This window comes from Brevibacillus sp. YAE8, from assembly GCF_057543335.1.
In genome coordinates, this window is the sequence record NZ_BAAIYG010000012.1 from 25,787 (window position 1) to 47,055 (window position 21,269).

General features: G+C 54.1%; 20 protein-coding genes and 1 riboswitch. Of the genes, 16 read left to right on the forward strand and 4 right to left on the reverse strand.

Annotated elements, in window-relative coordinates; all coding sequences use genetic code 11:
* The first annotated feature begins 203 nt into the window (after positions 1-203).
* The gene (locus tag AC27IT_RS15520) at positions 204-866 is read left to right on the forward strand and encodes an immunity protein Imm33 domain-containing protein (RefSeq protein ID WP_283858095.1); all 663 of its coding nucleotides are present in this window, start codon (positions 204-206) and stop codon (positions 864-866) included.
* Positions 867-1,010: 144 nt separating this feature from the next.
* Positions 1,011-1,913, forward strand: a complete 903-nt coding sequence (rbsK, locus tag AC27IT_RS15525; protein ID WP_005831532.1) for a ribokinase — start codon at positions 1,011-1,013, stop codon at positions 1,911-1,913.
* A 95-nt stretch (positions 1,914-2,008) separates the two neighbouring features.
* Here the strand turns inward: rbsK and AC27IT_RS15530 are convergent, their stop codons facing one another.
* Positions 2,009-2,560: a PadR family transcriptional regulator gene (locus AC27IT_RS15530; RefSeq protein ID WP_005831534.1), complete on the reverse strand. Its 552-nt coding sequence runs from the start codon at positions 2,558-2,560 to the stop codon at positions 2,009-2,011.
* 258 nt (positions 2,561-2,818) lie between these two features.
* On the opposite strand from AC27IT_RS15530, the gene AC27IT_RS15535 reads away from it, so the two are divergent.
* The gene (locus tag AC27IT_RS15535) at positions 2,819-4,957 is read left to right on the forward strand and encodes an ATP-dependent Clp protease ATP-binding subunit (RefSeq protein WP_005831536.1); all 2,139 of its coding nucleotides are present in this window, start codon (positions 2,819-2,821) and stop codon (positions 4,955-4,957) included.
* A gap of 440 nt (positions 4,958-5,397) precedes the next feature.
* On the opposite strand, the gene AC27IT_RS15540 is transcribed toward AC27IT_RS15535, so the two are convergent.
* Positions 5,398-5,997, reverse strand: coding sequence for a YqaA family protein (locus AC27IT_RS15540; protein WP_007785911.1), 600 nt, complete (start codon positions 5,995-5,997; stop codon positions 5,398-5,400).
* A gap of 111 nt (positions 5,998-6,108) precedes the next feature.
* Positions 6,109-7,458: an aminotransferase-like domain-containing protein gene (locus tag AC27IT_RS15545; RefSeq protein WP_283858094.1), complete on the reverse strand. Its 1,350-nt coding sequence runs from the start codon at positions 7,456-7,458 to the stop codon at positions 6,109-6,111.
* A gap of 132 nt (positions 7,459-7,590) precedes the next feature.
* Here AC27IT_RS15545 and AC27IT_RS15550 point away from each other — a divergent pair, with 132 nt between their 5' ends.
* The 11 genes from AC27IT_RS15550 to AC27IT_RS15600 all read left to right on the forward strand — a co-directional run bounded on the left by AC27IT_RS15550 (position 7,591) and on the right by AC27IT_RS15600 (position 18,105).
* A complete protein-coding gene (locus AC27IT_RS15550; protein WP_026557808.1) occupies positions 7,591-8,535 on the forward strand; it encodes a DMT family transporter in 945 nt (314 codons plus the stop codon).
* Positions 8,536-8,735: 200 nt separating this feature from the next.
* A complete protein-coding gene (locus tag AC27IT_RS15555; protein ID WP_005831545.1) occupies positions 8,736-9,722 on the forward strand; it encodes an ABC transporter ATP-binding protein in 987 nt (328 codons plus the stop codon).
* 44 nt (positions 9,723-9,766) lie between these two features.
* Positions 9,767-10,570: an ABC transporter permease gene (locus tag AC27IT_RS15560; protein ID WP_051556831.1), complete on the forward strand. Its 804-nt coding sequence runs from the start codon at positions 9,767-9,769 to the stop codon at positions 10,568-10,570.
* Complete coding sequence (locus AC27IT_RS15565) at positions 10,567-11,364, forward strand: ABC transporter permease (protein WP_487091902.1); 798 nt, start codon at positions 10,567-10,569, stop codon at positions 11,362-11,364. The genes AC27IT_RS15560 and AC27IT_RS15565 overlap by 4 nt, the downstream gene beginning before the upstream one ends.
* Before the next feature lie 48 nt (positions 11,365-11,412).
* On the forward strand, positions 11,413-12,465 hold the full coding sequence (locus tag AC27IT_RS15570; protein ID WP_005831550.1) for an ABC transporter substrate-binding protein: 1,053 nt from the start codon (positions 11,413-11,415) through the stop codon (positions 12,463-12,465).
* Between the two features lie 155 nt (positions 12,466-12,620).
* The gene (locus tag AC27IT_RS15575; protein WP_007785927.1) at positions 12,621-13,448 is read left to right on the forward strand and encodes an alpha/beta fold hydrolase; all 828 of its coding nucleotides are present in this window, start codon (positions 12,621-12,623) and stop codon (positions 13,446-13,448) included.
* A gap of 194 nt (positions 13,449-13,642) precedes the next feature.
* On the forward strand, positions 13,643-14,926 hold the full coding sequence (locus AC27IT_RS15580; protein ID WP_235694641.1) for a copper resistance CopC/CopD family protein: 1,284 nt from the start codon (positions 13,643-13,645) through the stop codon (positions 14,924-14,926).
* Between the two features lie 13 nt (positions 14,927-14,939).
* Positions 14,940-15,572 carry a YcnI family copper-binding membrane protein gene (locus AC27IT_RS15585; RefSeq protein ID WP_025844452.1) on the forward strand — a complete coding sequence of 211 codons (633 nt, stop codon included), beginning with the start codon at positions 14,940-14,942 and terminating at the stop codon, positions 15,570-15,572.
* Positions 15,573-15,864: 292 nt separating this feature from the next.
* Entirely contained in the window at positions 15,865-17,106 is a 1,242-nt protein-coding gene (locus tag AC27IT_RS15590) for an MFS transporter (protein ID WP_005831556.1), read from the forward strand.
* 372 nt (positions 17,107-17,478) lie between these two features.
* On the forward strand, positions 17,479-17,634 hold the full coding sequence (locus tag AC27IT_RS15595) for a hypothetical protein (protein ID WP_007786033.1): 156 nt from the start codon (positions 17,479-17,481) through the stop codon (positions 17,632-17,634).
* 189 nt (positions 17,635-17,823) lie between these two features.
* A complete protein-coding gene (locus AC27IT_RS15600) occupies positions 17,824-18,105 on the forward strand; it encodes a WYL domain-containing protein (protein ID WP_235694640.1) in 282 nt (93 codons plus the stop codon).
* A 501-nt stretch (positions 18,106-18,606) separates the two neighbouring features.
* Here AC27IT_RS15600 and AC27IT_RS15605 read toward each other — a convergent pair.
* A complete protein-coding gene (locus AC27IT_RS15605) occupies positions 18,607-18,759 on the reverse strand; it encodes a hypothetical protein (RefSeq protein ID WP_155808555.1) in 153 nt (50 codons plus the stop codon).
* A gap of 237 nt (positions 18,760-18,996) precedes the next feature.
* Here AC27IT_RS15605 and rsgA point away from each other — a divergent pair, with 237 nt between their 5' ends.
* Both rsgA and AC27IT_RS15615 read left to right on the forward strand, forming a co-directional pair.
* Positions 18,997-20,082, forward strand: coding sequence for a ribosome small subunit-dependent GTPase A (rsgA, locus tag AC27IT_RS15610; RefSeq protein WP_238504396.1), 1,086 nt, complete (start codon positions 18,997-18,999; stop codon positions 20,080-20,082).
* Positions 20,083-20,221: 139 nt separating this feature from the next.
* Positions 20,222-20,323, forward strand: a riboswitch (purine riboswitch).
* 336 nt (positions 20,324-20,659) lie between these two features.
* A complete protein-coding gene (locus AC27IT_RS15615; RefSeq protein WP_025844447.1) occupies positions 20,660-21,250 on the forward strand; it encodes a xanthine phosphoribosyltransferase in 591 nt (196 codons plus the stop codon).
* Positions 21,251-21,269: the final 19 nt, after the last annotated feature.

Here is a 21,269-nt window from a genome sequence, read left to right on the forward strand (position 1 = left end):
AAAAAGCAGGACAGCAGGGAGCATCCCTCTTCTTTTTTTCGGAAGGCAGACGCTACCGGGCAGCTTTTTTCCTGCTTTGGTCCCAGGGGGAAAAGGCTGCGCTGCCTAGGCATTCGTGGTACCCTATTGCCAACGAGTCAACCAATTCCGCTCCAGCAACGATTTTGTCGGCCCAAGCGGGCGAATGAGAAAGGATGGTACCGATGAGCCATAGCGACTCCCCGATCAAAGAGCAGTCGCCCCTCTGTCAACGCACCAAACAGATCGGCAACAGAACCTTCGTCGTGACCTGCCGGGAGTTTCTGGCAAAGCAGGCCGATTTTTTGCTCGATCTGTTTGCGGATGTGGAAAACGAGAGCGGGCCGCTGCGAAACGGCGCGAAAATTCAAGTAGGCTGGACGATTTTAATTTTCAATGAACGAGAGGGACACGAAGGACAAATGGAAATTGTCGCACCGGACTACGACACGAATCCGTTTACAGAAACAAACCGCGACTTGTCCGTGTCCCTCTACGTCCAGATGGCGCAAAACCACTGTCTGCAAACGTTGCAGCTCGCAGGAGAAACCGCGCTGTTCCAGGACAAGATCGTGGTGGCAAAAGGGGCGCTAGAAGAGGAGCACGTCTATTTGCAGCGCGCCGAACAAGTAGAAGCAGGCGACTCCGGCTGGTATCTCGGGCCTGTACAGGGCGAGGTGGACAGCGACGGGCTGGAATCGTACTACATTTTCCAACTGCTAAAACGCCGTCCGTCTCTTTTGCAGGCGTTGGCGCTGCCGCGCGGCTACATCGCCGTGCTCAAGGGTGACCAGATTGAGGCGGTGCTGGACGAACATGACGAAAACGTGTGGCCGACGCTGCACTAGAAGCGGCCAGGATACCGACAACGTTTGCAACGACGCACCAGCGCGTAAATGGGCTACTGGCGGTCTTTATTGAAGCCAGCAAATGGTGATGTTATCATGGGTGGGGAAAAAGCGAGCACGAAGAGACAGGGGAGGTAGCACGTTGTGAAAATCGCAGTAGTAGGAAGCATCAATATGGATCTCGTCTCCCACGTCCACCATCTGCCCAAGGCAGGAGAAACGATTTCCAGTCATGACTTCCGGCTGATTCCAGGCGGCAAAGGGGCCAATCAGGCAGTGGCCGCCGCGCGTCTCGGCGCACACGTTTCCATGATCGGGATGGTGGGCGAAGACGAGAACGGGAGCAAGATGCTGAACAGCTTGACAGAGGCGCGCGTTCACGTGGAAGGAATCAAACGCTCGGGGACGACGGGCATGGCTTTTATCAATGTGAGCGATGACGGGGAAAACAACATTGTGCTCGTCCCGGGAGCCAATGCGCAAATGAGCGTGGAGCACATCGAGCAGAACCTGTCCATTCTTGTGGAGAGCGACGTCGTGCTGCTGCAACTGGAAATTCCGCTTCCCGTAGTGGAGTACGTCGTGAAAAAGGCGTCCGGACTCGGCAAGCTGGTTATTTTGAATCCGGCTCCGGCGCAGGCGCTGTCACCTGAGCTGCTGCAGTACGTCCACACGTTGACGCCAAACGAGACAGAGCTTGCGAGCTTGAGCGGCATGCCGACTGCTACGCTTTCAGAAGTCGAGGCGGCGGCGAAAAAGCTCTTGGCAAGCGGGCCCAAGCGGGTTATCGTGACGCTGGGCGAAAAAGGCGCTCTGCTGGTGACCCCAGACGGGGCGACGCACGTCCCTGCTTGCCGGGTAGAGCCTGTGGACACGACGGCGGCTGGCGATTCGTTTACCGCGGCTTTTGCCGTCGGGATTGCCAAAGGGATGCCGGAAGCAGAAGCGGCGGCATTCGCCAGCAGAGTGGCGGCGATCGTCGTGACCAGACGCGGGGCGCAGCCGTCCCTCCCGACGCTTGCGGAAGTAGAGGCGCACGCGTTTTAAGGAAACCACAATTCATGCAGACCAAACGAAAAAGCAAACGGTTTTTGGAGCGAACAGTTCCAAAGGCTCGTTTGCTTTTTGCTTTTCCTTGTTCGTTATCCGCGCTTTTGCAACAGCTCCAGAACCCATTCGCACCAGGCGATGTCTTCTTTCATCCGCCGCGCTCCCCACGAGAGCAAAATGTACTCGCCAAACGCCGGATGGTCCGGGTGGTCGGGCGGGTGGGGATGGTCGACAGCATCAGCCTGGTACTCCTGAATGTAGTGCTCGTACATGTCCAGATGCTCGCGGCATTGCTGGATGCGCTCGACAAACATCGTCGCAGCGGCATTTTCATCAGCGAGCCCGAGGCAGTACGTTTTCAGGACCAGCTCGTCCCGGACGACAGGCTCTGCTGCCGGCTCACTGAGCCAGACTTGCAGCGCGATCTGCCCTTTTTCTGTAATCGAATACACTTTTTTATCAGGACGATCCGTCTGGTGGATGCGAGTGAACTCCAGGTAGCCCTCCTGTTCCAGCTTGGCCAGCAGCGGGTAAATCTGGCTGTGCTTGGCCTGCCAAAATGGTTGAAGCTGGAGCATCAAATCGTAGCCAGAACTGGGCGTGCGGGCGACCAGCCCCAGGAGTCCATACGCGAGTGTGTTCAAGTGAAAAGCCTCCTGACTTTTACGAATCTCAAGATCATTATAGGAAGGGTTTTTCGGCGAGGCAATAGCGAACCTGCGTCCTGCTTAGCTTTTCCCAAGCTTATGTGCAAAATCCAAAGAAACCCTCTTGAAAGTCAAAGAAGGTCAAACTATAATAAAGTCATCGAAGGTCAGAGAAGGTCAAACGACACTGAACCTTCCGGGAATCAAAACGTGCACGTCAACATTCCAAAATAAACATTTTGGGGGTATGAAAACATGCAATGCGAAATCTGCAAACAACGACAAGCAACTGTTTCCGTTCATATACAAGTGCAAAACAACCGGCAAGCCTACCAGCTTTGCAAGGAATGCCACGCCAAGCTGGGCAGCAAAATGGGAATCGGCATGGGCATGGGCTTCACTCCGTTTTCCTCCTTCTCCGGTCTGGACGAGTTCCTGCAAGGCTTCGCCCAGGCGCAAGCGAAGGGCGGCAAGCCTAAAGCGCAAGAGCCGCAAGCACCGGACCGCGGCGGCATTCTCGACGAGCTGGGCCGCAATTTGAACGATGCGGCGCGCGCCGGGCTGATCGATCCGGTGATCGGACGCGACCAGGAAATCGAGCGCGTCATCGAGATTTTGAACCGCCGCAACAAAAACAACCCGGTTCTGATCGGGGAGCCAGGGGTAGGGAAGACGGCGATTGCGGAAGGACTGGCGCTGCGCATTACCGAAGGGCAAGTGCCTGCCAAGCTGAAAAACAAGCAGGTGTACGTGCTGGACGTCGCTTCGCTGGTAGCGGGCACAGGGATTCGCGGGCAGTTCGAGGAAAAGATGAAGCAAGTCATCGCCGAGCTGCAAGCGCGTAAAAACGTCATTTTGTTCGTCGATGAAATTCACCTGCTGGTAGGCGCTGGCTCTGCGGAAGGCTCCATGGACGCAGGCAACATCCTCAAGCCTGCCCTGGCGCGCGGCGAGCTGCAGTTGATCGGGGCTACCACATTGAAAGAGTACCGCATCATCGAAAAAGACGCTGCGCTGGAGCGCCGCCTGCAGCCAGTGATGGTCAAAGAGCCAACAGTGGAAGCCGCCATCGAAATTTTGCAAGGGCTGCGTCCGAAGTACGAGGCGTTCCACCAAGTCTCCTACTCCGACGACGTGATCCGGGCTTGCGTGGAATACTCGCACCGCTACATTCAGGACCGTTTCCTGCCTGACAAGGCGATTGACCTGATGGATGAAGCGGGCTCGCGCCTGAACCTGCGTTCGTCCGGGGCAGACACCGCCCACCTGCATGAGCGGCTGGCGCAAATCAACCAGGAGAAAAAAGCCGCGACCGAGCAAGAAAACTACGAGCAAGCAGCCCGCCTGCGCGACGAGGAAGCAGAAATTCTCGCCAAGCTCGATCAACTGGATGGAGCGGCCAATCGCGTGCAGGTCGAAGTGGCAGACATTCAGGAGATGATCGAGCAAAAGACAGGCATTCCGGTCCGCAAGCTGCAAAGCGACGAGCAAGAGCGGATGAAAAATTTGGCGGCGCATCTCGAAGCCAAAGTGATCGGCCAGTCCGAAGCCGTCAAACAGGTCGCCAAGGCGATTCGCCGCAGCCGCGCCGGACTGAAGCCGAAAAACAGACCGATTGCCTCCTTCCTGTTCGTCGGGCCGACTGGCGTAGGGAAAACCGAGCTGTCCAAGGCGCTCGCCGAGGAGCTGTTCGGTACGCGCGATTCGATGATCCGTCTTGACATGAGCGAGTACATGGAGAAGCATTCCGTCTCCAAGCTGATCGGTTCGCCACCAGGGTATGTGGGCCACGAGGAAGCAGGGCAGTTGACCGAGCGCGTGCGCCGCAACCCGTACAGCATCATTTTGCTCGATGAGATTGAAAAGGCACACCCTGACGTCATGCACATGTTCCTGCAAATTTTGGAGGACGGCCGCTTGACAGACAGCCAGGGCCGCACCGTGAACTTCAAGGAAACCGTCATTATCGCGACGAGCAACGCGGGTGTGACCGAGCGCAAAATCTCCGTCGGCTTCGGAGCAGAGTCGCCTAAGCCTGGCACCGTGCTCGACTCGCTGGGCGCGTACTTCAAGCCGGAATTTTTGAACCGCTTCGACTCGATCATTTCTTTCGCTCATCTGGAAAAACACGATCTGGTCAAAATCGTCGAGCTGCTGCTGCAAGATGTCATGGCAAATCTGAAAGAGCAAGGCATGGAGCTTGCCGTTACAGACGCCGCCAAGGAAAAGCTGGCAGAGCTGGGCTACAACCCCGCATTCGGGGCGCGTCCGCTGCGCCGTGTCATTTCGCAGTACGTAGAGGACGGCATCGCCGACCTGGTGATGGAGGAAGCGGATGTACGCTCGATCGTAGTCGATGTCGAGGAAGACCGCATTCGCGTGAAAAAAGCATAAAGACCCGCCAGACGGCAGGTCCCGAAACGAGAAGAACCCCTTTTGCCGAGGCCACTGAAGAACTTAGGTTTTGCCGGTGACTTGAGATTTTTGTAAAAAAATAAGCGACACCTGTTCCGTTTTTCCTGGCAGGTGTCGCTTTTTTGTTACTGCATTTCCCTTTTATTCGTCATATATAAAGGAGAAATCCACAAGTTCATTGATTTGGCGCAACATGTTATCTTTAGGGACAACAAGGTCATAGAGTGCGGTGTAGGGACTAAACGCAAATGAGATCTGTGGCTGGAACATGGGGCTTCAACCCTTTCGCCGTGAAGCTTTAAGTATACATAGAAAAAGGTACAGCCGCCTCAAAAATGAGGGGACTGTACCTTCTTTGTAAGTAAAGACTTTTTCAGTGGCCTCTTTTGCCGGGGGGTTCTTTTTTGCTTGCGGACGATTCAGTCATTTCCCGCTTGCTTGTTCACCGTATGCAGCAGTTGTCTTTTTGCCCGAATTTTTCGCACCAGGAGTCCTATCAACAAAATCGGGATCATCAGCAAAAACACGTACAAGGAGACATGACCGACCATGTTTTCCGCCATCCGCCCATAATAATAAAACAGGAAGCCGACGACGTAAAATTTGACAGCCCTTCCGATGGCCGCGTAGCCAATCAGCTTCCAGAGCGGGTAGTTCAGACAGCCGGACAAGATCGTAAACACTTTGAACGGGATCGGCGTAAACGAGCCGACAAAAATGGCGACTTCGCCCCGTTTTTGAAACATCTCCGTCGCCGAGTCAATCCATTCTTTTTTGAGCAGTTTGTACAGGACAGAGTGACCCAAGAGTTTGCCGAGATAGTAACCGACTGGTGTTCCAAGCAGACAGGCGATATATCCTGCCGTAGCAATCCATAAAGCCGAGGATGGATCGATCAGGCTTAATGAAACCTGCAGAAAGAACACGGGAACGGGGAAGATGATGGCGTCTGCAAACGAATGGATGACGACTCCCCAAATGCCGTATTCCATCAAAAAATCTAAAACGTTCTGAACCATTTCATTCTCCTTTGTCCATCTCTCAAAATCCGCCTGCTGCGGCGGAAAAAATGGGTAGAGTCATGTTGCGAACCGCCAATCAAGCTCGCGCCGGATTTTTACCTTTCTTCATTATAACCGCATCGCATGCAATACCGCCATCAACTGATTGATTCCTTTTTCAACCGCTTCTTCCTTGACGTTGGATACGTCTAGCTTCAATATATTTTCTCTGGGGAAATCAGGAAGATAATGCCGGTCTGCCGCTTCCAGCAGGATCGAGCGCTTTTTCAACTGCTGGATGAGACGGGAGACATGAATCCGCTGATCGAGGACAAGATGCGTGTGAATCCCGGGATACGGCAGCGGATGAAACGTGAACAAGGCGTCTGGGCGCGCGGCATGAGCGAGCAGGGCGGCGGTCAGCAGGTTGGACCTGTGCTGGTAAGATTGGCGTATTTTTTGCCGGTGCCGCTCAAACATTCCGCTTTTTAAATAAATTTCCAGCGCGGCCTGGGAGAGCATGGAGCTGTCGATGTCGAGAAGGCGCTTGTACGCAAGAAACGTCTCGCAGAGCGCATCGGGAATGACAGCCGCGCCCAGGCGCAAGCAGGGAAAGATAATCTTGGAATAGCTTTTCAAATAAATCGTGCGGCCGAAGCGGTCGTAGGCGAACAGCGGGTCTGCCTTGCTGTCGTGCTCCAGATCCGCCATATGGTCGTCTTCCACGATGTAGACGTCGTATTGCTGCGCCAGCTCGGCAATCCGCTGTTTTTCTTTGCGGCTGTACGTCGTTCCGAGCGGGCTGTGGAAGCGCGGCATCGTGTAAAAAAATTTGATCTTTTCTGTACGAAACAGTCGTTCCAACTCGTCCAGATCAATCCCTTGCGCCGTTCGCCGGATGCCTTTTACCGGAAGCTTGTGCAACTGCACATATTCGATAAACAGGTGGTAGCTTGGCTGCTCGATCAGCACGGTTTCCCGGCCGTTCGGAAACGGGATCGTACACAAGATGGACAGCGCCTGCTGAACGCCTGCCGTGATGAACATGTTCGCAGGCTTGGCAAACACCTGATGGTTCGCGAGGTGCCTGGCGATCACGGGGATCAGCGTCGGCAAGCCTTTGGGAGTGCCGTACAGAAACAGATCGTTGCGGTACGTCTCAATCGCTTTATTGATACAGTGCTGGAAGTCGAGATAGGGAAACACGTCCGGATCAGGGGCAGAGGTGGCAAAGTCGATGATGTCTGTATCCTTTTGCTCGGCTTCCCGCTCTTTTTTCACGACGTAAAAGCCGCTGCGGTCTACCGAGTAGATGAGGTGACGCTTTTCCAGTTCGTTCAAAGCCGAAATGACAGTGCTTTTGCTGCATTGATACCGGGCAGACAGCTCGCGGATGGAGGGCAGCTTGTCTCCGTCCTGGTAGGCGAGGCTTGCGATCAGCGTCTCCAGTTCGTTTTGCAACTGCAAATATTTGTGCATAAAACCCCTTCCCGGTGTGTGGATTGTGTATCGGTACAGATCGGCTTTTTTTGCATTGTAGCACGATTGGCGCCACATTACTATGAAAGCAAGAAGAACAGTTGCATATGCAACGATTGAGGAGAGATTTGTTTGAAAGATCAACCAAAAGCGATACTGGCTGCCCTGCTGAATGCCCTGATCGTCGGCCTGTCTTTTCTTTTCGTCAAAATGGCGCTCACGGCAGCAAGTCCGCTTGATACGATGGCGCACCGCTTTACCGTGGCGCTTGTCGCAGCTTCGATTCCGCTTGTGTGCGGCTGGATTCGGCTGTCGATCAAGCCGCGGGATATGTTGTCCATTCTGCCGCTTGCCTTGCTCTATCCGGCGCTCTTTTTCGGGCTGCAGACGTTCGGGCTGGTCTACACGACATCGTCGGAGGCGGGCATTATTACGGCGACAGTGCCGATCTTCACGATGATAATGGCCGCCTTGTTTCTGAAAGAGACGTCGACCTGGCTGCAAAAGCTGTCCACGCTCCTGTCTGTCGCGGGCGTCGTGTTCATTTTCGCGATGAAAGGAGCGGGGGTGGGGATGGGCGACAGCATCGGGACGGTTTTGATCCTGCTGTCGGCTCTTTCGCTGGCCGGGTATAGCGTGCTCGCCAAGAAGATGACAAAAGCCTTCCATTATATAGACGTAACGTATATGGTTTCGGTTATCGGTTTTGTGTCATTTAATGCGCTGGCTTTGATCCGGCACGGCTCGGAAGGAACGCTGTCCGCCTTTTTCGTGCCGTTCAGCCATTCGCCGTTCGTCATCGCAATCTTGTACTTGGGGGTGCTGTCTTCGTTGGTGACGTCGTTCATGACGAATTTTGCCCTCTCGAAAATGGAAGCGTCAAAAATGAGTGTATTCAACAACCTGTCTACGATCGTGACGATTGCGGCTGGCGCGCTTTTCCTGCAAGAACAGCTCGCCTACTACCACCTGCTCGGCGCTCTCATGATTATTTTGGGCGTAGTCGGGACCAATTTCCTAGGGAACAAACAGCGCGCAGCACAGGTTGGGCGCACGCCAAAATCGCCTTCGCTGTAGCGGGCAGCGGGCAATCCGAACAGGCGACGGAGCAGAGAACATTGGTGCTGCTCCGTCTTGTTTTTGTTCGGTTTTGTCTGGAAGACGATCTGCAAAAAAAATCAGGGGCCAATGCGGGTGAAACTGTTTACAAAAACCAGCTAACACGATATAGTTACCTAGATTGCTATGAGTATAATGACATATGGTGAGATGACAGAATGAAAACGATTATTCATCTGGATTCAATTGAAAAAAGCTTTCACGGTTCCATCGTCGTCCCCTCTTTTTCTCTCTCCATTGAAGAAGGGGAGTTTTTGACGTTGCTCGGCCCGAGCGGCTGTGGCAAGACGACGCTTTTGCGGATGATTGCTGGATTTGAGGAGCCGACCTCCGGGGAGATTTTTCTCGACGAGAAGCCGCTCACCCATGTGCCTCCTTACCAACGGGACATGAACATGGTGTTCCAGCAATACGCCTTGTTTCCGCACATGACTGTCGAGCAAAACATTTTGTTCGGATTGAAAATGAAAAAGGTAAGTGCCAGTGAGCAAAAGAAGCGCCTGGAGGAAGTGTTGCAGTACGTGCAACTGACCGAGCTGAGAAAGCGCACGCCGAAGCAGCTCTCTGGCGGACAGCAGCAGCGGGTAGCGATCGCCCGGGCGATTATCAACAATCCGCGCGTCCTGTTGTTGGACGAGCCACTTGGCGCCTTGGACTACCAGTTGCGCAAAAGCTTGCAGTTGGAGCTGAAAAACCTGCAAAAAAACCTCGGGATCACGTTCATCTACGTCACCCATGACCAGGAAGAAGCGATGGCGATGTCAGACCGGATCGCGGTCATGAACAAGGGACGGATCGAGCAGATTGCTTCCCCGGCAGAGATTTACAACCATCCGCAAACGCTGTTTGTCGCTACGTTTATCGGCGAGAACAACATTTTCCGCGAAAACGGCACGAACACAGCGGTCCGTCCGGAAAAGATCAAGCTGTATCAGCCGCATACGGAGCCTGAGAAGCACAAGAAGCAGGGGACGATTACCGACGCGGTATTCCTCGGCAACCTGCGCAAAGTGTTTATCCGCCTGGACAGCCAGGACATGACGGTAATGGCGCATCAGTATGCGGGCGACGGTCTGGACTGGAAGGTGGGAGATCGGGTAGCTCTTGGTTGGGCGCAGACGGACGAGGTGATCCTGACTTGTTGAACAAAAAGCCGGTAAAACTGCTCGCGGCACCCGCCCTTTTGTGGATGGGTGTGCTTTTCGTCCTGCCCATGCTCCTGATTGCGCTGTTATCGTTTTTAAAAAGAGGCACATACGGGCAAGTTGTCTATGAGTTTACGCTGAACAATTACATTCGCATCCTGGACCCTTTGTACGGGCAAATTTTCGCGGACACGCTGGTGGTCGCCATCCTGACGACGTTTTTGTCGATCGTCTGCGGCTATCCGCTCGCGTACTACATCTCCCGGCTGGAAAAGTCTTCGCAGCAAATTTGGCTGCTCTTGGTGATGATTCCGTTCTGGATCAACTTCCTCGTCCGGTCCTACGCCTGGGTCATCATCCTGCGCTCGCAAGGCGTCGTCAATACGATTTTGCAGTCGCTGGGGCTTATCACGGAACCGTTGCCGCTGTTGTACAATTCCGGCTCGGTGCTGCTCGGCATGGTGTACACGCTTTTGCCGTTCATGGTGCTGCCGATTTACGTGTCGCTGGAGCAGATGGACCGCCGCAAGCTGGAAGCCGCTTACGACCTCGGGGCGACTCCGTGGAAAGCGTTCTGGCATGTGACGTTGCCGATGACCAAAACAGGCGTCGTCACCGGATCAATTCTCGTGTTCGTCTCCTCCATCGGGATGTTCGTCGTCCCGGATGTGATGGGCGGAGCGAAGTCAGCCCTGATCGGAAACGTCATCCAGAACCAGTTTCTCTCGGCGCGTGACTGGCCGTTTGGCTCGGCGCTGTCCATCGTGCTGATGCTTCTGTCGATGCTTCTCATTCTTCTCTACTTCCGCGCGGTCAAAGCGGGCGAAGCGAAGGAGGGAGCAGCATGAAAACATGGCGCAGACATACGCTGACCGGCTACTCCTGGCTGATGCTCGCCTTTTTGTACTTGCCGATTGCCATTCTCGTGCTCTACTCGTTCAACGATTCGCGCATCAATGCGACGTGGAACGGATTCACCTGGAAGTGGTACGTATCGTTGTTTGACAACCGGCAGGTGATGCAGGCCTTGACGAACAGCCTGTCGATCGGCGTCATCAGCAGCGTGCTGGCGACTGTTCTCGGCACGGCCGCATCGCTTGCGATCAAGCATTATTCCTTGCGCTGGCGCAACATCGTCAACGGGCTGATTTACTTGCCGATCGTCATTCCCGAGATCATGATGGGACTGGCCCTATTGGTTTTGTTCAGCCAAGCGCACATCGAGCTTGGCAAATGGACCCTGATTATGGCGCACGTGACGTTTTCCATGCCGTACGTGATGGTCATCATCTCCGCCCGCCTCGCCGATATGGGCAAGGAGCTGGAGGAGGCCGCACAAGATTTGGGCGCGACCCCGTGGGAGACGCTGCGCCATGTGACGCTGCCCTTGATTATGCCTGGGATCGTCGCCGGCTTTTTAATGTCGTTTACGCTATCGCTGGATGATTTCATTATTTCGTTCTTCGTGGCTGGTCCGAATTCGACCACCTTGCCGCTATACATTTACGGTTTGGTGAAGCGAGGCGTGTCGCCGGAAGTCAATGCGCTTTCGACGCTGCTGATCGTAAGCACAGTGCTTTTGGTCATCATCGCCGAGCTGTTCCGCCGCAAGGATTCCAAAAACGGTCAGATTCATTTTTAGTCGACCGAAAAAAACATCCCATACCGATTTGGAGGTTGAGAAGAAAAAATGAAACGTTTCAAGTCCATGATGATCGGCGCCCTGACCGCCGTCCTCGCGGTGACAGCAGTCGGCTGCTCATCGTCCGAGCAAGAACAGCAAGTATTGAACATCTACTCCTGGGCCGACAACTTCGACCTCGACGTCATTAAAGATTTTGAGCAGAAGTACAACGTCAAGGTCAACTACGACATCTACGGCAGCAACGAGGAAATGCTGGCGAAAATCCAGGCGGGCGCCTCGGGCTACGACCTGATCCAGCCGTCCGATTACATGGTCGCGACCATGATTCAGCTCGGCCTGTTGGAAGAGCTGAACAAAGAGAACATCCCGAACATGAAAAACATCGTGTCCACGTTCAAGACGCCTCCTTTTGACAAGGAGAACAAGTACTCGCTCGTCTACACGTGGGGCATTACCGGGATTGCCTACAACAAGAAGTACGTCAAAGAAACCCCGACAAGCTGGAGCGATCTGTGGAACGAAGCGTACAAAGGCCGCGTCATCATGCTGAACGACCCGCGTGAAGTCATGGGGATGGCTTTGATTAAAAACGGCTTTTCCAACAGCACAACAAACAAGGACGAGTTGGAAAAATCGTTCGCGGACCTGAAAAAAATGTTGCCGGGCGTCATGGCTTTTGATACGGACAACATCAAGCAAAAAATGATCGCGGAGGAAGCGTGGATCGGTACGGTCTGGTCTGGCGACGCTGCGATCATCAACGGCCAAAACCCGGATGTGGAGTACGTCATTCCAAAAGAGGGCGCAACGATCTGGGCGGACACGCTGGCGATTCCAAAAGGAGCCAAGCACAAAGACTTGGCCGAGAAGTTCATCAACTACCTGATGGACCCTGAGGTCAGCGTGAAAAACTACGAATCCATCGGCTACAGCAACCCGAACGAGCAAGCATACCCGCTGCACAGCGAAGAATACCGTTCCAACAAGATGATCTTCCTGGACAAAGCGGACATCGACCGCGCCGAGTGGCTGGTCGACGTCGGCGATACGCTGCAAGAATACGACCGCTACTGGACAGAGATGAAGAGCGGCAGGTAACAACGAAGACCGAGGCTGGGAGAAATCCCGTCTCGGTTTTTTTGTTTCTACTGTAAAGCAGCAAGCGGTTGCTTGCGAAAGCCCTGCCTGTGCAGCGTTGGTTGGACAAACAAGAAGCAGAGATGAGATAGTATACGGAAGGAGAGGTGAAAAATATGGAAACTGGACAAGCAGTCGATTCAGGCTTTCTGGAAGCGAATGGAACGCGGTTTTACTACGAAATGGCTGGGGAAGGCGAGCCGCTTCTGTTGATTCACGGGTTCAATCTGGACAACAGGATGTGGGATGAGCAGGTAGCGGCTTTGGCGGAATCGTACAAGGTGATTCGTTTTGACCTCCGCGGCTTTGGCAAAACACCTGCGACGAATTTGCCTTTTACGCTATACGATGATGTACGTGCTGTATTGGCCGGATTGGGCATCGAAAAAGCACACGTGGCGGGTCTTTCCTTTGGGGGAATGGTAGCCCAGGAGTTTGCGCTTGTGTACCCGCAAATGGTGAAAAGTCTGGTTTTGATCTCGTCGGGGCTGTTTGGCCATTCGAGAAGCGAGCAGAGATTGCGGGATATGGAACAGTTTCATCAACTGCTGGAAGCCAAAAAGACAGAGGAAGCGCTGGAGCAGAATACCCGGATGTGGTTTGACGGACCTGGCTGTGCGGCGAATACCAAGCGGGCAAAAGCGCGTGAGCTGTTTGCAAGCATGAGTCGAAACGCCTTTTCTTTGCCTGCTTTTGGAGAAGGACTCGTGGGACTCACTCCCCCTCCAAAAGAGCGTCTGGAGGAAATCAAGGCCCCCACGCTGGTCATTGCGGGAGCACGCGATTACATCGACTTTTTGCAAATCGCTGACGAGCTGGCTGAGCGGATCGAGCGGGCTGAAAAGGTCATTTTGACAGATTCGGCCCACATCCCGCCGATGGACCAGCCAGAAGTGGTAAACGAGCTCATTCTGCGCTTCCTCAAGCAGCAAAGCGACGAGTAATGCATAGACGTGCAGCAAAAGAAGACACCACGCGGGAAAAACTACTCGTAGGTGTCTTTTTTTGCTGGTATATTCGGCTGCTTCAAAAAATCGTCACAGCAGATAGCCCGATGTAGCCATACAGATTCACAGACGATTTTGATAGGATTAGTGACGAAAAGGCGAAGGAAGTAGGTGATTGGCTGATGCACAGCATGAAGCGACTATGGACCGTGCTTTCGCTGGCCTTTTTTCTTGTGCTTGCGATTGGAACCAATTCGGCCTATGCCCATGCAGGCATGATGGGCAGCACTCCGAAAGACGGCGAGGTGCTGCAGGCGAATCCGGGACAAATTTCCATGCGCTTTACCGAGACGCTGGAGCCGGATCTCGTCACCGTACGCCTGTTTGACTGGGACGGCAAGGAAATACAAATGCAGCGACCGACCTTGCAGCCGGGAGATGCTTCGCAGGTGAATGCGCAGTTGCCGGCGGATTTGGCGGAAGGGACGTACTCGGTGATCGTGGCGGTCGTATCCGAAGACGGCCATCCGGTTGAGGAGCGCCTGACCTTTTCCATCGGGCAAAAAAGCGCGGTCGTGGTGCCGCCCGGGGCAAAGCAGACGGATACGAATTATTTGATCGTCTATCGTTACCTTGCGCAAGGGATTATTTTGCTCGGCGGCGGTTTGTATCTGATTGCCGATCGAGGACAGCGCTACGGTTTGCCGACGCTTCGGGCGCTGATCGGGATTGGCAGGCAGATCGGCTGGGCGCTTGCGCTCGTGGGACTTGTTTTTCTCTGGTTTTTGTACGACGAATCGTTGACGGCCGTTACCTTGACGCAAGCCCTGTGGCGGTTTGACAGCCATTTGCTCGCGCAGTCTCCGTTTGCCGTCATGCTGATCGTCTCCTTTCTGCTCCTGCTGCTATTGGCTATTCCGAACATGGTATCTGGCTGGTACGCGGGAATTTGGGTACTGCTGATTGGCGCGCAAGCTTTTGGCGGCCATGCCTGGGGGATTGCTCCTGTCTGGCTGTCGATCGTGCTGCGGCTGTTGCACGTCCTGACAGTGGCGCTATGGCTTGGCGCGCTCGTCTACCTGCTGCTGGTGGCAAAAGAAACAGAGCGGGGCAATGCGCCGTTCAAGGCCTTCTTCTTGCGCCTGGTTGCCGCGGCGGCCGTACTTGCCGTCGTGACGGGAGTGCTCATGCTGATCGTGCAGACCGATGTAGCGCTCATTTGGCAAAGCTCGCTTGCCTGGAGCTATTTGCTCTACGCCAAAATCGTCAGCGTCTGCATCATGCTCGCGCTCGCCTATCGGCAAACGAAGCGCTGGCGGGCGAACGGCAGTCTGCTCATGAAATGGCTGCGCTGGGAAATCATTTTCGGTATCGTCGCTGTGCTGGCAGGGCTTTGGATGAGCCAGACCAACTATCCGACTGACATGAATGACACGACAAACACACAAGCCGCAAAACAAACGGCGACAAACTAGGAGGGTTTTTTGCATGAAGATGAAAAAATGGCTGAGCAGTGTATTGGTGGCAGGAGCAGTTTTGACGCTCGCGACTGCGGCGCAAGCGCACGTCAACGTCTATCCGAAAGAAACCACTACCGGCTCTTATGAAAAATATACCGTTCGCGTACCTGTGGAAAAGGACGTCAACACAGTAAAAGTGAAGCTGGAATTTCCGGCTGGAGTGAAAGTGAACACCGTACAGCCAGTTCCGGGCTGGAGCTACGAGTTTGAAAAAGACAAGGACGGCGTGAACACAGCACTCGTCTGGACCGCGACAGACGGCGGCATCAAGGCGCATGAGTTCATGGAGTTCGCTTTCGTGGGCGCGAACCCGAAAGAGGAAGGTGCACTCGCATGGAAAGCGTATCAGACTTACGCGGATGGCGAAGTAGTTGAGTGGACCGGAGACAAGGATTCCAAGACGCCTGCGTCCGTGACTACAGTGAAAGCGGGCGTTGGGGAAGCCGGACACGATCACGGGCACGACGCTGCTGCACCGGCGGCAAGCCCAGCCCAAGATCAGGCGGCGGCAAGTGCAGGCGGCAGCAACACATTGCCACTGGTGCTCTCCGGACTGGCGCTTCTGCTCTCCATTGTGAGCCTGTTTAGAAAAAAAGCGTAAAACCAAACGGCGGAAATGCCGTGCAGCTAGTCGATATGCTGCACGGCATTTTTCATTTTTTCTCTACCTATTTTTCCGGAATCACTTTATAATGAAGGCTAATTACTTTCGGAGGTGTTAAATAATGTCAATCACAATCAAATTGGCGCAAGCGAACACAAGAGTAGGAAAACAATACGAGTGGCAGTGTGGCACGTGCGGATTTTCTCCGCGATAACGAGCAGTAATCTAGCGGCATCACGGCTGGAAAGACGGAACGTGTCATCTGCCCAAAGAGGTGGAGACTGTTTCCATGGTTATGAATGCAACGCATGTATATATGACGAAACGATTTGCGACGTCGCTCGCCAACGCGACGATGTTTACGACCTACGCGCTCTACTACATTGCGGCGCTGGGACTGAATCCGTTTGAGCTTTTGCTGGTCGGCATGGTGCTGGAGCTGTCCGTGCTCTTGTTCGAGGGCGTGACGGGTGTGGTGGCGGATACGTACAGCCGCCGTCTGTCTGTCATTATCGGGATGTTTTTGCTGGGGACGGCTTTTGTTCTGCAAGGTATTTTGCCTGCCATTGATGGTGTTTTGCCGTTTGTCTCCGCGTTTATGTGGGTGTTGGTTGCCCAAGTGTTTTTCGGCGTGGGAGACACGTTCGTCAGCGGGGCCGATACGGCCTGGATTGCGGACGAGGTGGGGGAAGAAAAGCTCGGGAGCATCTTCATGCGGGCGAAGCGCTACTCTTTGCTGGCGAATATGCTCGGAATCGGGCTGAGCGTTTGGCTGTCCACGCTGGCTCCAAACTTGCCCTATCTGGTCGGGGGCTTGATCTATTTGGGGCTTGGCGTGTTTTTGATCCTGTTCATGCAGGAGACGGGCTTTACGCCCAGGGAGCGCGAGCGAGGCGCTTCCCACTGGCGGGAAATGGCCCAGACGTGGCTGTCTGGCGCACACGTCATTCGCAGGCAGCCGATCTTGCTGTTGATTTTGCTTGTGACGCTGTTTACGGGCGCAGCTTCCGAGGGATACGACCGCCTGCGGGAAGCGCACTTGATTTCCGAGATTGGCTTCCCGCAGCTTGCGGGCATTTCGATGGCGATGTGGTTCGGCATCATTGCCGCCCTGTCGAGCCTGCTCGGGCTGTTCGCGGTCAGCTTTGCCGAGAAGCGGCTGGATGTCAACAACGGGCGTGTCGTCATTGTCGGCATGTTCGTTTTGACCGCGCTGAAAATTGCGGCGTTGATCTCCTTCGCCATGGCTCCTGATTTTGGCTGGGCGCTGGCCACCTTGCTGCTGATCGGAGCCATCGAGTCACTTATCAACCCGCTGTACGACACGTGGCTGAACCTGAACATCGAAAGCAGCGTGCGGGCGACCGTCCTGTCGATGATGAGCCAGTCCAACGCGTTTGGACAGACGGCAGGAGGACCAGCAGTCGGCTGGATCGGAAACCGCCTGTCGATCCGCGCATCCTTGCTGACGGCGGCGCTGCTACTGCTGCCGATCCTGGCGGTGTTCGGGCGGGTGCTGCGCAGGCGTTAACTGGCGCAAAGAGTTTCAGAGTAGTTCGCGCGATGTATATAAGCTTACGGTTCAAGGTGATACTGTCATTCAAGGTTTAATATCCTTGGAGCCAAACGAACTGTAGGTAGATGTATATGTAGCAGAAAGCGCCCTATGGAACATAGGTAGCGCAAAAAAAGAGTTTGTTGGTGTTGGCCCTCATCTTTTTGCCATTGCGTGCAAAAAAAGTTTTGATTTAGGATTCGGTGGCTGGGTAGCATTTTTTGCAAAGACGAATCTCATTGAACATTACGTTCAATCTTTACGCGCACAGAGTATCGGTCACAGAATTGTAATACCGCCGCCGTCAGCTTTTGAATTGGTTCAGGCTTTGGATAGGAGGATGGCAATATGGGAAACAAGTTTTTAATCGATCTTCGAATGGAGAAGCTTGAAGATGTCGCAAAAGGTATCCTTGCCATACCGTCTGTAACCGAGGCTGAACGTAAAGAAAGCGATGCGTTGTTAAAAAAGTTGATTCTAAATTCGAAGGAAAAAGTGAAATAGCAGCCTGGCCACTAAAGGTGGCCGGGCTTTTTTGTGCAATACCGCACCGTCTCTTTTGAAAAGAGGCTCATCCAATTGTCGCGAGCCGAAGAGGACGCAGCCATAACGATCCCGGTAGCAAGCAGGGAAAAAAACCAATTTGCGAACATGAGTTCTCTTGTGTTAGGATGTTTTCAACAGCAGCTAGGCATGGGGAGACGGCTGCGCGTCCAATCAATCATGTCTTTTCATGAGGCGGTGACAGCTTTGGTGTTGGCGGATTTGAAAAAGTACAGAGACAGACAGCAAGCGGTTGAGATCATTTATTTGAACAAGCGGGGCCAGACGAGCAGGCGAATCATCCGGATTCTTTTGCTGGATGAGGATAAGGGGCAGCTCAAGGCGTATTGCTATACGAGAAAGGCTTGTCGGGTGTTCGCGATTGCCGGCATTTTGGCGCTCGCGCCAGTTGCCGGGCAGTTTGTGGGGTGAGGTGGCAGGTCACGGGAGGTCGCGAGGGTCAGGAAGGGCAGGGAAGTCAGCCAAATGGTTAGATGGCTGGACAGTCAGGAAGTCGGAAAGTCGGGCGGCCGGAAGCGGAAGCCATAACGGCCGGGGAGTCGGAAAGCCGTGCAGTTGGACAGTCGGAAAGTCGTGCAGCCGGACAGTTGGAAAGCCGTGAAGCCGGAAAGCCGGAAAGCCGTGCAACCGAACAGCCAGACAGCCAGAAAAGCTGCCCCTCTGACACCCCGACCCCGAGGCAGTCAGCTCCCCTCCCCACCAACGCCATCCTTTTCACCCATCCTGTTCCAAAAGTGTTAGCCAGCTTGTGGTATAATGAAAGTGAACACAGTATTCCCCTTAGGGGCGGAGAGGGCGTGGACGCTGATGGAGTACGTTATTCTCATCGTCGTTTTTCTCGTAATCGCAGTGACTCTCTTTTCGATCAGAGCCGTCGCAAAGAGCGGAAGGAGACGCTCGTATTCGTCGTCCTCAGACAGTGGCGGAGCCTTTTATGTGGACAGCGGCCATCATCACCATCATCGCCACCACGACTCGGATGGATATGGATGCAGCCACGACAGTGGCGGTGGAGACAGCGGAGGCGGAGGCGGCGGTGGAGGTGGAGACTGAGGCTTTTTCCATGCCTCCTGATGTGTTACAATGATTGGGAAAAAGTTGATTCCAAACCATGAATGGTGCGGGCTTGAAAAAGGAGAGATGTATTATGGCAAACATCAAATTCGTACAGAGTGTAGGAACGTCCGTCGCAGGAATCCTCCTTTCAAGCGAACAGTAGCACCGTTCAAAAAAATGAGGATTCGACTGCGACTGGTTTTGGCGTAGGGCCAATCATACAACCATTTGCAGGGGGAATCCGTTTTGAATCACACAACCAATCAATCTGTTTTGCAAACTTTGGGCTGGAATGAGCATTTTGCCAATCTGTTCGCCCCTTATGCCGAGAAAGGCTACAGCGTGGGCAGAATCACGCTGGAACATAAACGCATTTATCGTCTGTTGAGCGAGCACGGCGAGCTTTTGGGCGAAGTCACGGGCAAGTTGCGCTATGAGGCGACTGGCCGCGAGGATTATCCGGCGGTAGGAGACTGGGTCGTCATCACGGCGCGTCCCGAGGAAAAGAAAGCCTCGATTCATGCAGTGCTGCCGCGCAAGAGCAAGTTTTCCCGCAAAGCTGCGGGAGACAGCGTCGAAGAGCAGATCGTGGCTGCCAACGTCGATACCGTATTTTTAGTGAATGCCTTAAACAACGATTTTAATATACGCAGGATGGAGCGCTATCTCATCCTCGCCTGGGAAAGCGGAGCCAATCCGGTGATCGTGCTTTCAAAAGCCGACTTGTGCGACGATCTGGAGCAGCGCATCGCGGACGTAGAAAGCGTCGCGATTGGCGTGCCTGTGCACGTAGTCAGCGCAGAGCGGGGAGAAGGGCTGGAACAGCTTGCCCCGTACCTGGGGTGTGGCCAGACAGTGGCGCTCATGGGGTCCTCTGGTGTCGGCAAGTCTACCTTAATCAACAAGCTGAGCGGAGCAGAGCAGCAAAAAGTAAACAAAGTGCGCGAGGGAGACGACCGCGGCCGCCATACGACTACTCACCGCGAACTGTTCCAGCTTCCGGACGGCGCTCTCATGATCGACACGCCGGGCATGCGCGAGCTGCAGCTATGGGAAGCGGATGAGGGGTTCCGCGGAGCTTTTGACGATATCGAGCAACTGGCGGAAGCGTGCCGATTCAACGATTGCCAGCACGGGCGGGAGCCAGGGTGCGCCGTTCGGGCGGCGATTGAGGACGGTTCGCTGGAAAAAGCTCGCTTCGACAGCTATTTGAAGCTTCAGCGCGAACTGGCCCATCTGGCTCGCAAGGAAGATGCAAGGCTGGCAGCAGCAGAGAAGGACAAGTGGAAAAAAATCACCATGCAAGCACGAAGCAAAAAGCCGAAGCGATAAAACGCAAGAGTCCTCGGACAACCGGGGGCTCTTTTCGTTTGGAGACAGGGCAAGCGCGCGGCTAGACTTTCAGAAATTTACGCTTGATTCCAGCAAGCCAGTTGTGATAGATTGGGGCAAGACCCAGCAATCGTGCTGGATAAACCGCATACGAAGTGCTCGTATAATTTTGGGAATAAGGCCCAACAGTTTCTACCGGGTGACCGTAAATCACCTGACTACGAGTGAAATCGCGTTCCATCGACTGCGCTTATCGCTGTTTCCTGTTCCATGTGACAGGAGGGAGTGGGTCGTCTGGTCGAAAGGACGCTGACACGCTTTTTTGTGGCGTGTTATACCTGAGGGAGAAAAGCCCCGAGGGACAGTTTCACTTGGCGTTGGTTTTATCACCTGAGCCTGCCTGTGACCTGTCCGTTCGGGGCTTTATTTTTTTTCGTCGATGGAATCCAGAAAAATGGATATCGACAAAAAGGACAAGCGCCGTTCGCCCGAACAACTCGGCGAAGCGAAGTGTTCTCATTTGGTTGGACTAGCGTCGTTTGCTGGCACGCTAGAGTTGATGGAGGAGGAAGAAAACATGAAAGAATTGCAAGAACGCATCGTACAAGACGGCAAGGTGCTGTCCGCATCCGTGTTGAAGGTGGATGCGTTTTTGAACCATCAGGTAGACCCTCAATTGACGATGAAGATCGGCGAGCGTTTCGCCCAGCTTTTTGCCGACGAGAAAATTACGAAAGTCTTGACGATCGAGGCGAGCGGCATTCATTTTGCGCTGGCGACGTCGTTCGCTTTGGGTGTGCCTTTTGTGTACGCGAAAAAGAAAAAGGCAGTGACGCTGACAGAAGAGGTGTACTCGGCTCCTGTCCACTCCTTTACCCGCCAGGAAACATATCAGATCAGCGTGTCCAAGCAGTATTTGTCGCCGGATGACCGCGTGCTGATCGTGGACGATTTTCTCGCGACCGGGGCTGCGCTGATCGGGTTGACCCAGATTATTAAAGACGCCAACGCTCACCTGGTCGGCATCGGAGCCGTGATCGAGAAAAGCTTCCAGGAAGGCCGTGGATTGCTGGAGCAAGCGGGTGTCCGCATTGAGTCTTTGGCGCGCATCGCGTCCATGTCTCCAGAGGGCATTCAGTTCATTCAAGCGGAAACTGTCCGTGTCTAAATCCTATTACTAGAGGAGA

Bases quoted from the DNA above. Each gene is read 5' to 3' on its own strand.
- AC27IT_RS15520 (WP_283858095.1), top strand. From the start codon at position 204: ATGAGCCATAGCGACTCCCCGATCAAAGAGCAGTCGCCCCTCTGTCAA.
- AC27IT_RS15535 (WP_005831536.1), top strand. From the start codon at position 2,819: ATGCAATGCGAAATCTGCAAACAACGACAAGCAACTGTTTCCGTTCAT.
- AC27IT_RS15540 (WP_007785911.1), bottom strand. From the start codon at position 5,997: ATGGTTCAGAACGTTTTAGATTTTTTGATGGAATACGGCATTTGGGGA.
- AC27IT_RS15545 (WP_283858094.1), bottom strand. From the start codon at position 7,458: ATGCACAAATATTTGCAGTTGCAAAACGAACTGGAGACGCTGATCGCA.
- AC27IT_RS15555 (WP_005831545.1), top strand. From the start codon at position 8,736: ATGAAAACGATTATTCATCTGGATTCAATTGAAAAAAGCTTTCACGGT.
- AC27IT_RS15560 (WP_051556831.1), top strand. From the start codon at position 9,767: ATGGGTGTGCTTTTCGTCCTGCCCATGCTCCTGATTGCGCTGTTATCG.
- AC27IT_RS15565 (WP_487091902.1), top strand. From the start codon at position 10,567: ATGAAAACATGGCGCAGACATACGCTGACCGGCTACTCCTGGCTGATG.
- AC27IT_RS15570 (WP_005831550.1), top strand. From the start codon at position 11,413: ATGAAACGTTTCAAGTCCATGATGATCGGCGCCCTGACCGCCGTCCTC.
- AC27IT_RS15575 (WP_007785927.1), top strand. From the start codon at position 12,621: ATGGAAACTGGACAAGCAGTCGATTCAGGCTTTCTGGAAGCGAATGGA.
- AC27IT_RS15580 (WP_235694641.1), top strand. From the start codon at position 13,643: ATGAAGCGACTATGGACCGTGCTTTCGCTGGCCTTTTTTCTTGTGCTT.
- AC27IT_RS15585 (WP_025844452.1), top strand. From the start codon at position 14,940: ATGAAGATGAAAAAATGGCTGAGCAGTGTATTGGTGGCAGGAGCAGTT.
- AC27IT_RS15590 (WP_005831556.1), top strand. From the start codon at position 15,865: ATGGTTATGAATGCAACGCATGTATATATGACGAAACGATTTGCGACG.
- AC27IT_RS15595 (WP_007786033.1), top strand. From the start codon at position 17,479: ATGGGAAACAAGTTTTTAATCGATCTTCGAATGGAGAAGCTTGAAGAT.
- AC27IT_RS15600 (WP_235694640.1), top strand. From the start codon at position 17,824: ATGGGGAGACGGCTGCGCGTCCAATCAATCATGTCTTTTCATGAGGCG.
- AC27IT_RS15605 (WP_155808555.1), bottom strand. From the start codon at position 18,759: ATGGAAAAAGCCTCAGTCTCCACCTCCACCGCCGCCTCCGCCTCCGCT.
- AC27IT_RS15615 (WP_025844447.1), top strand. From the start codon at position 20,660: ATGAAAGAATTGCAAGAACGCATCGTACAAGACGGCAAGGTGCTGTCC.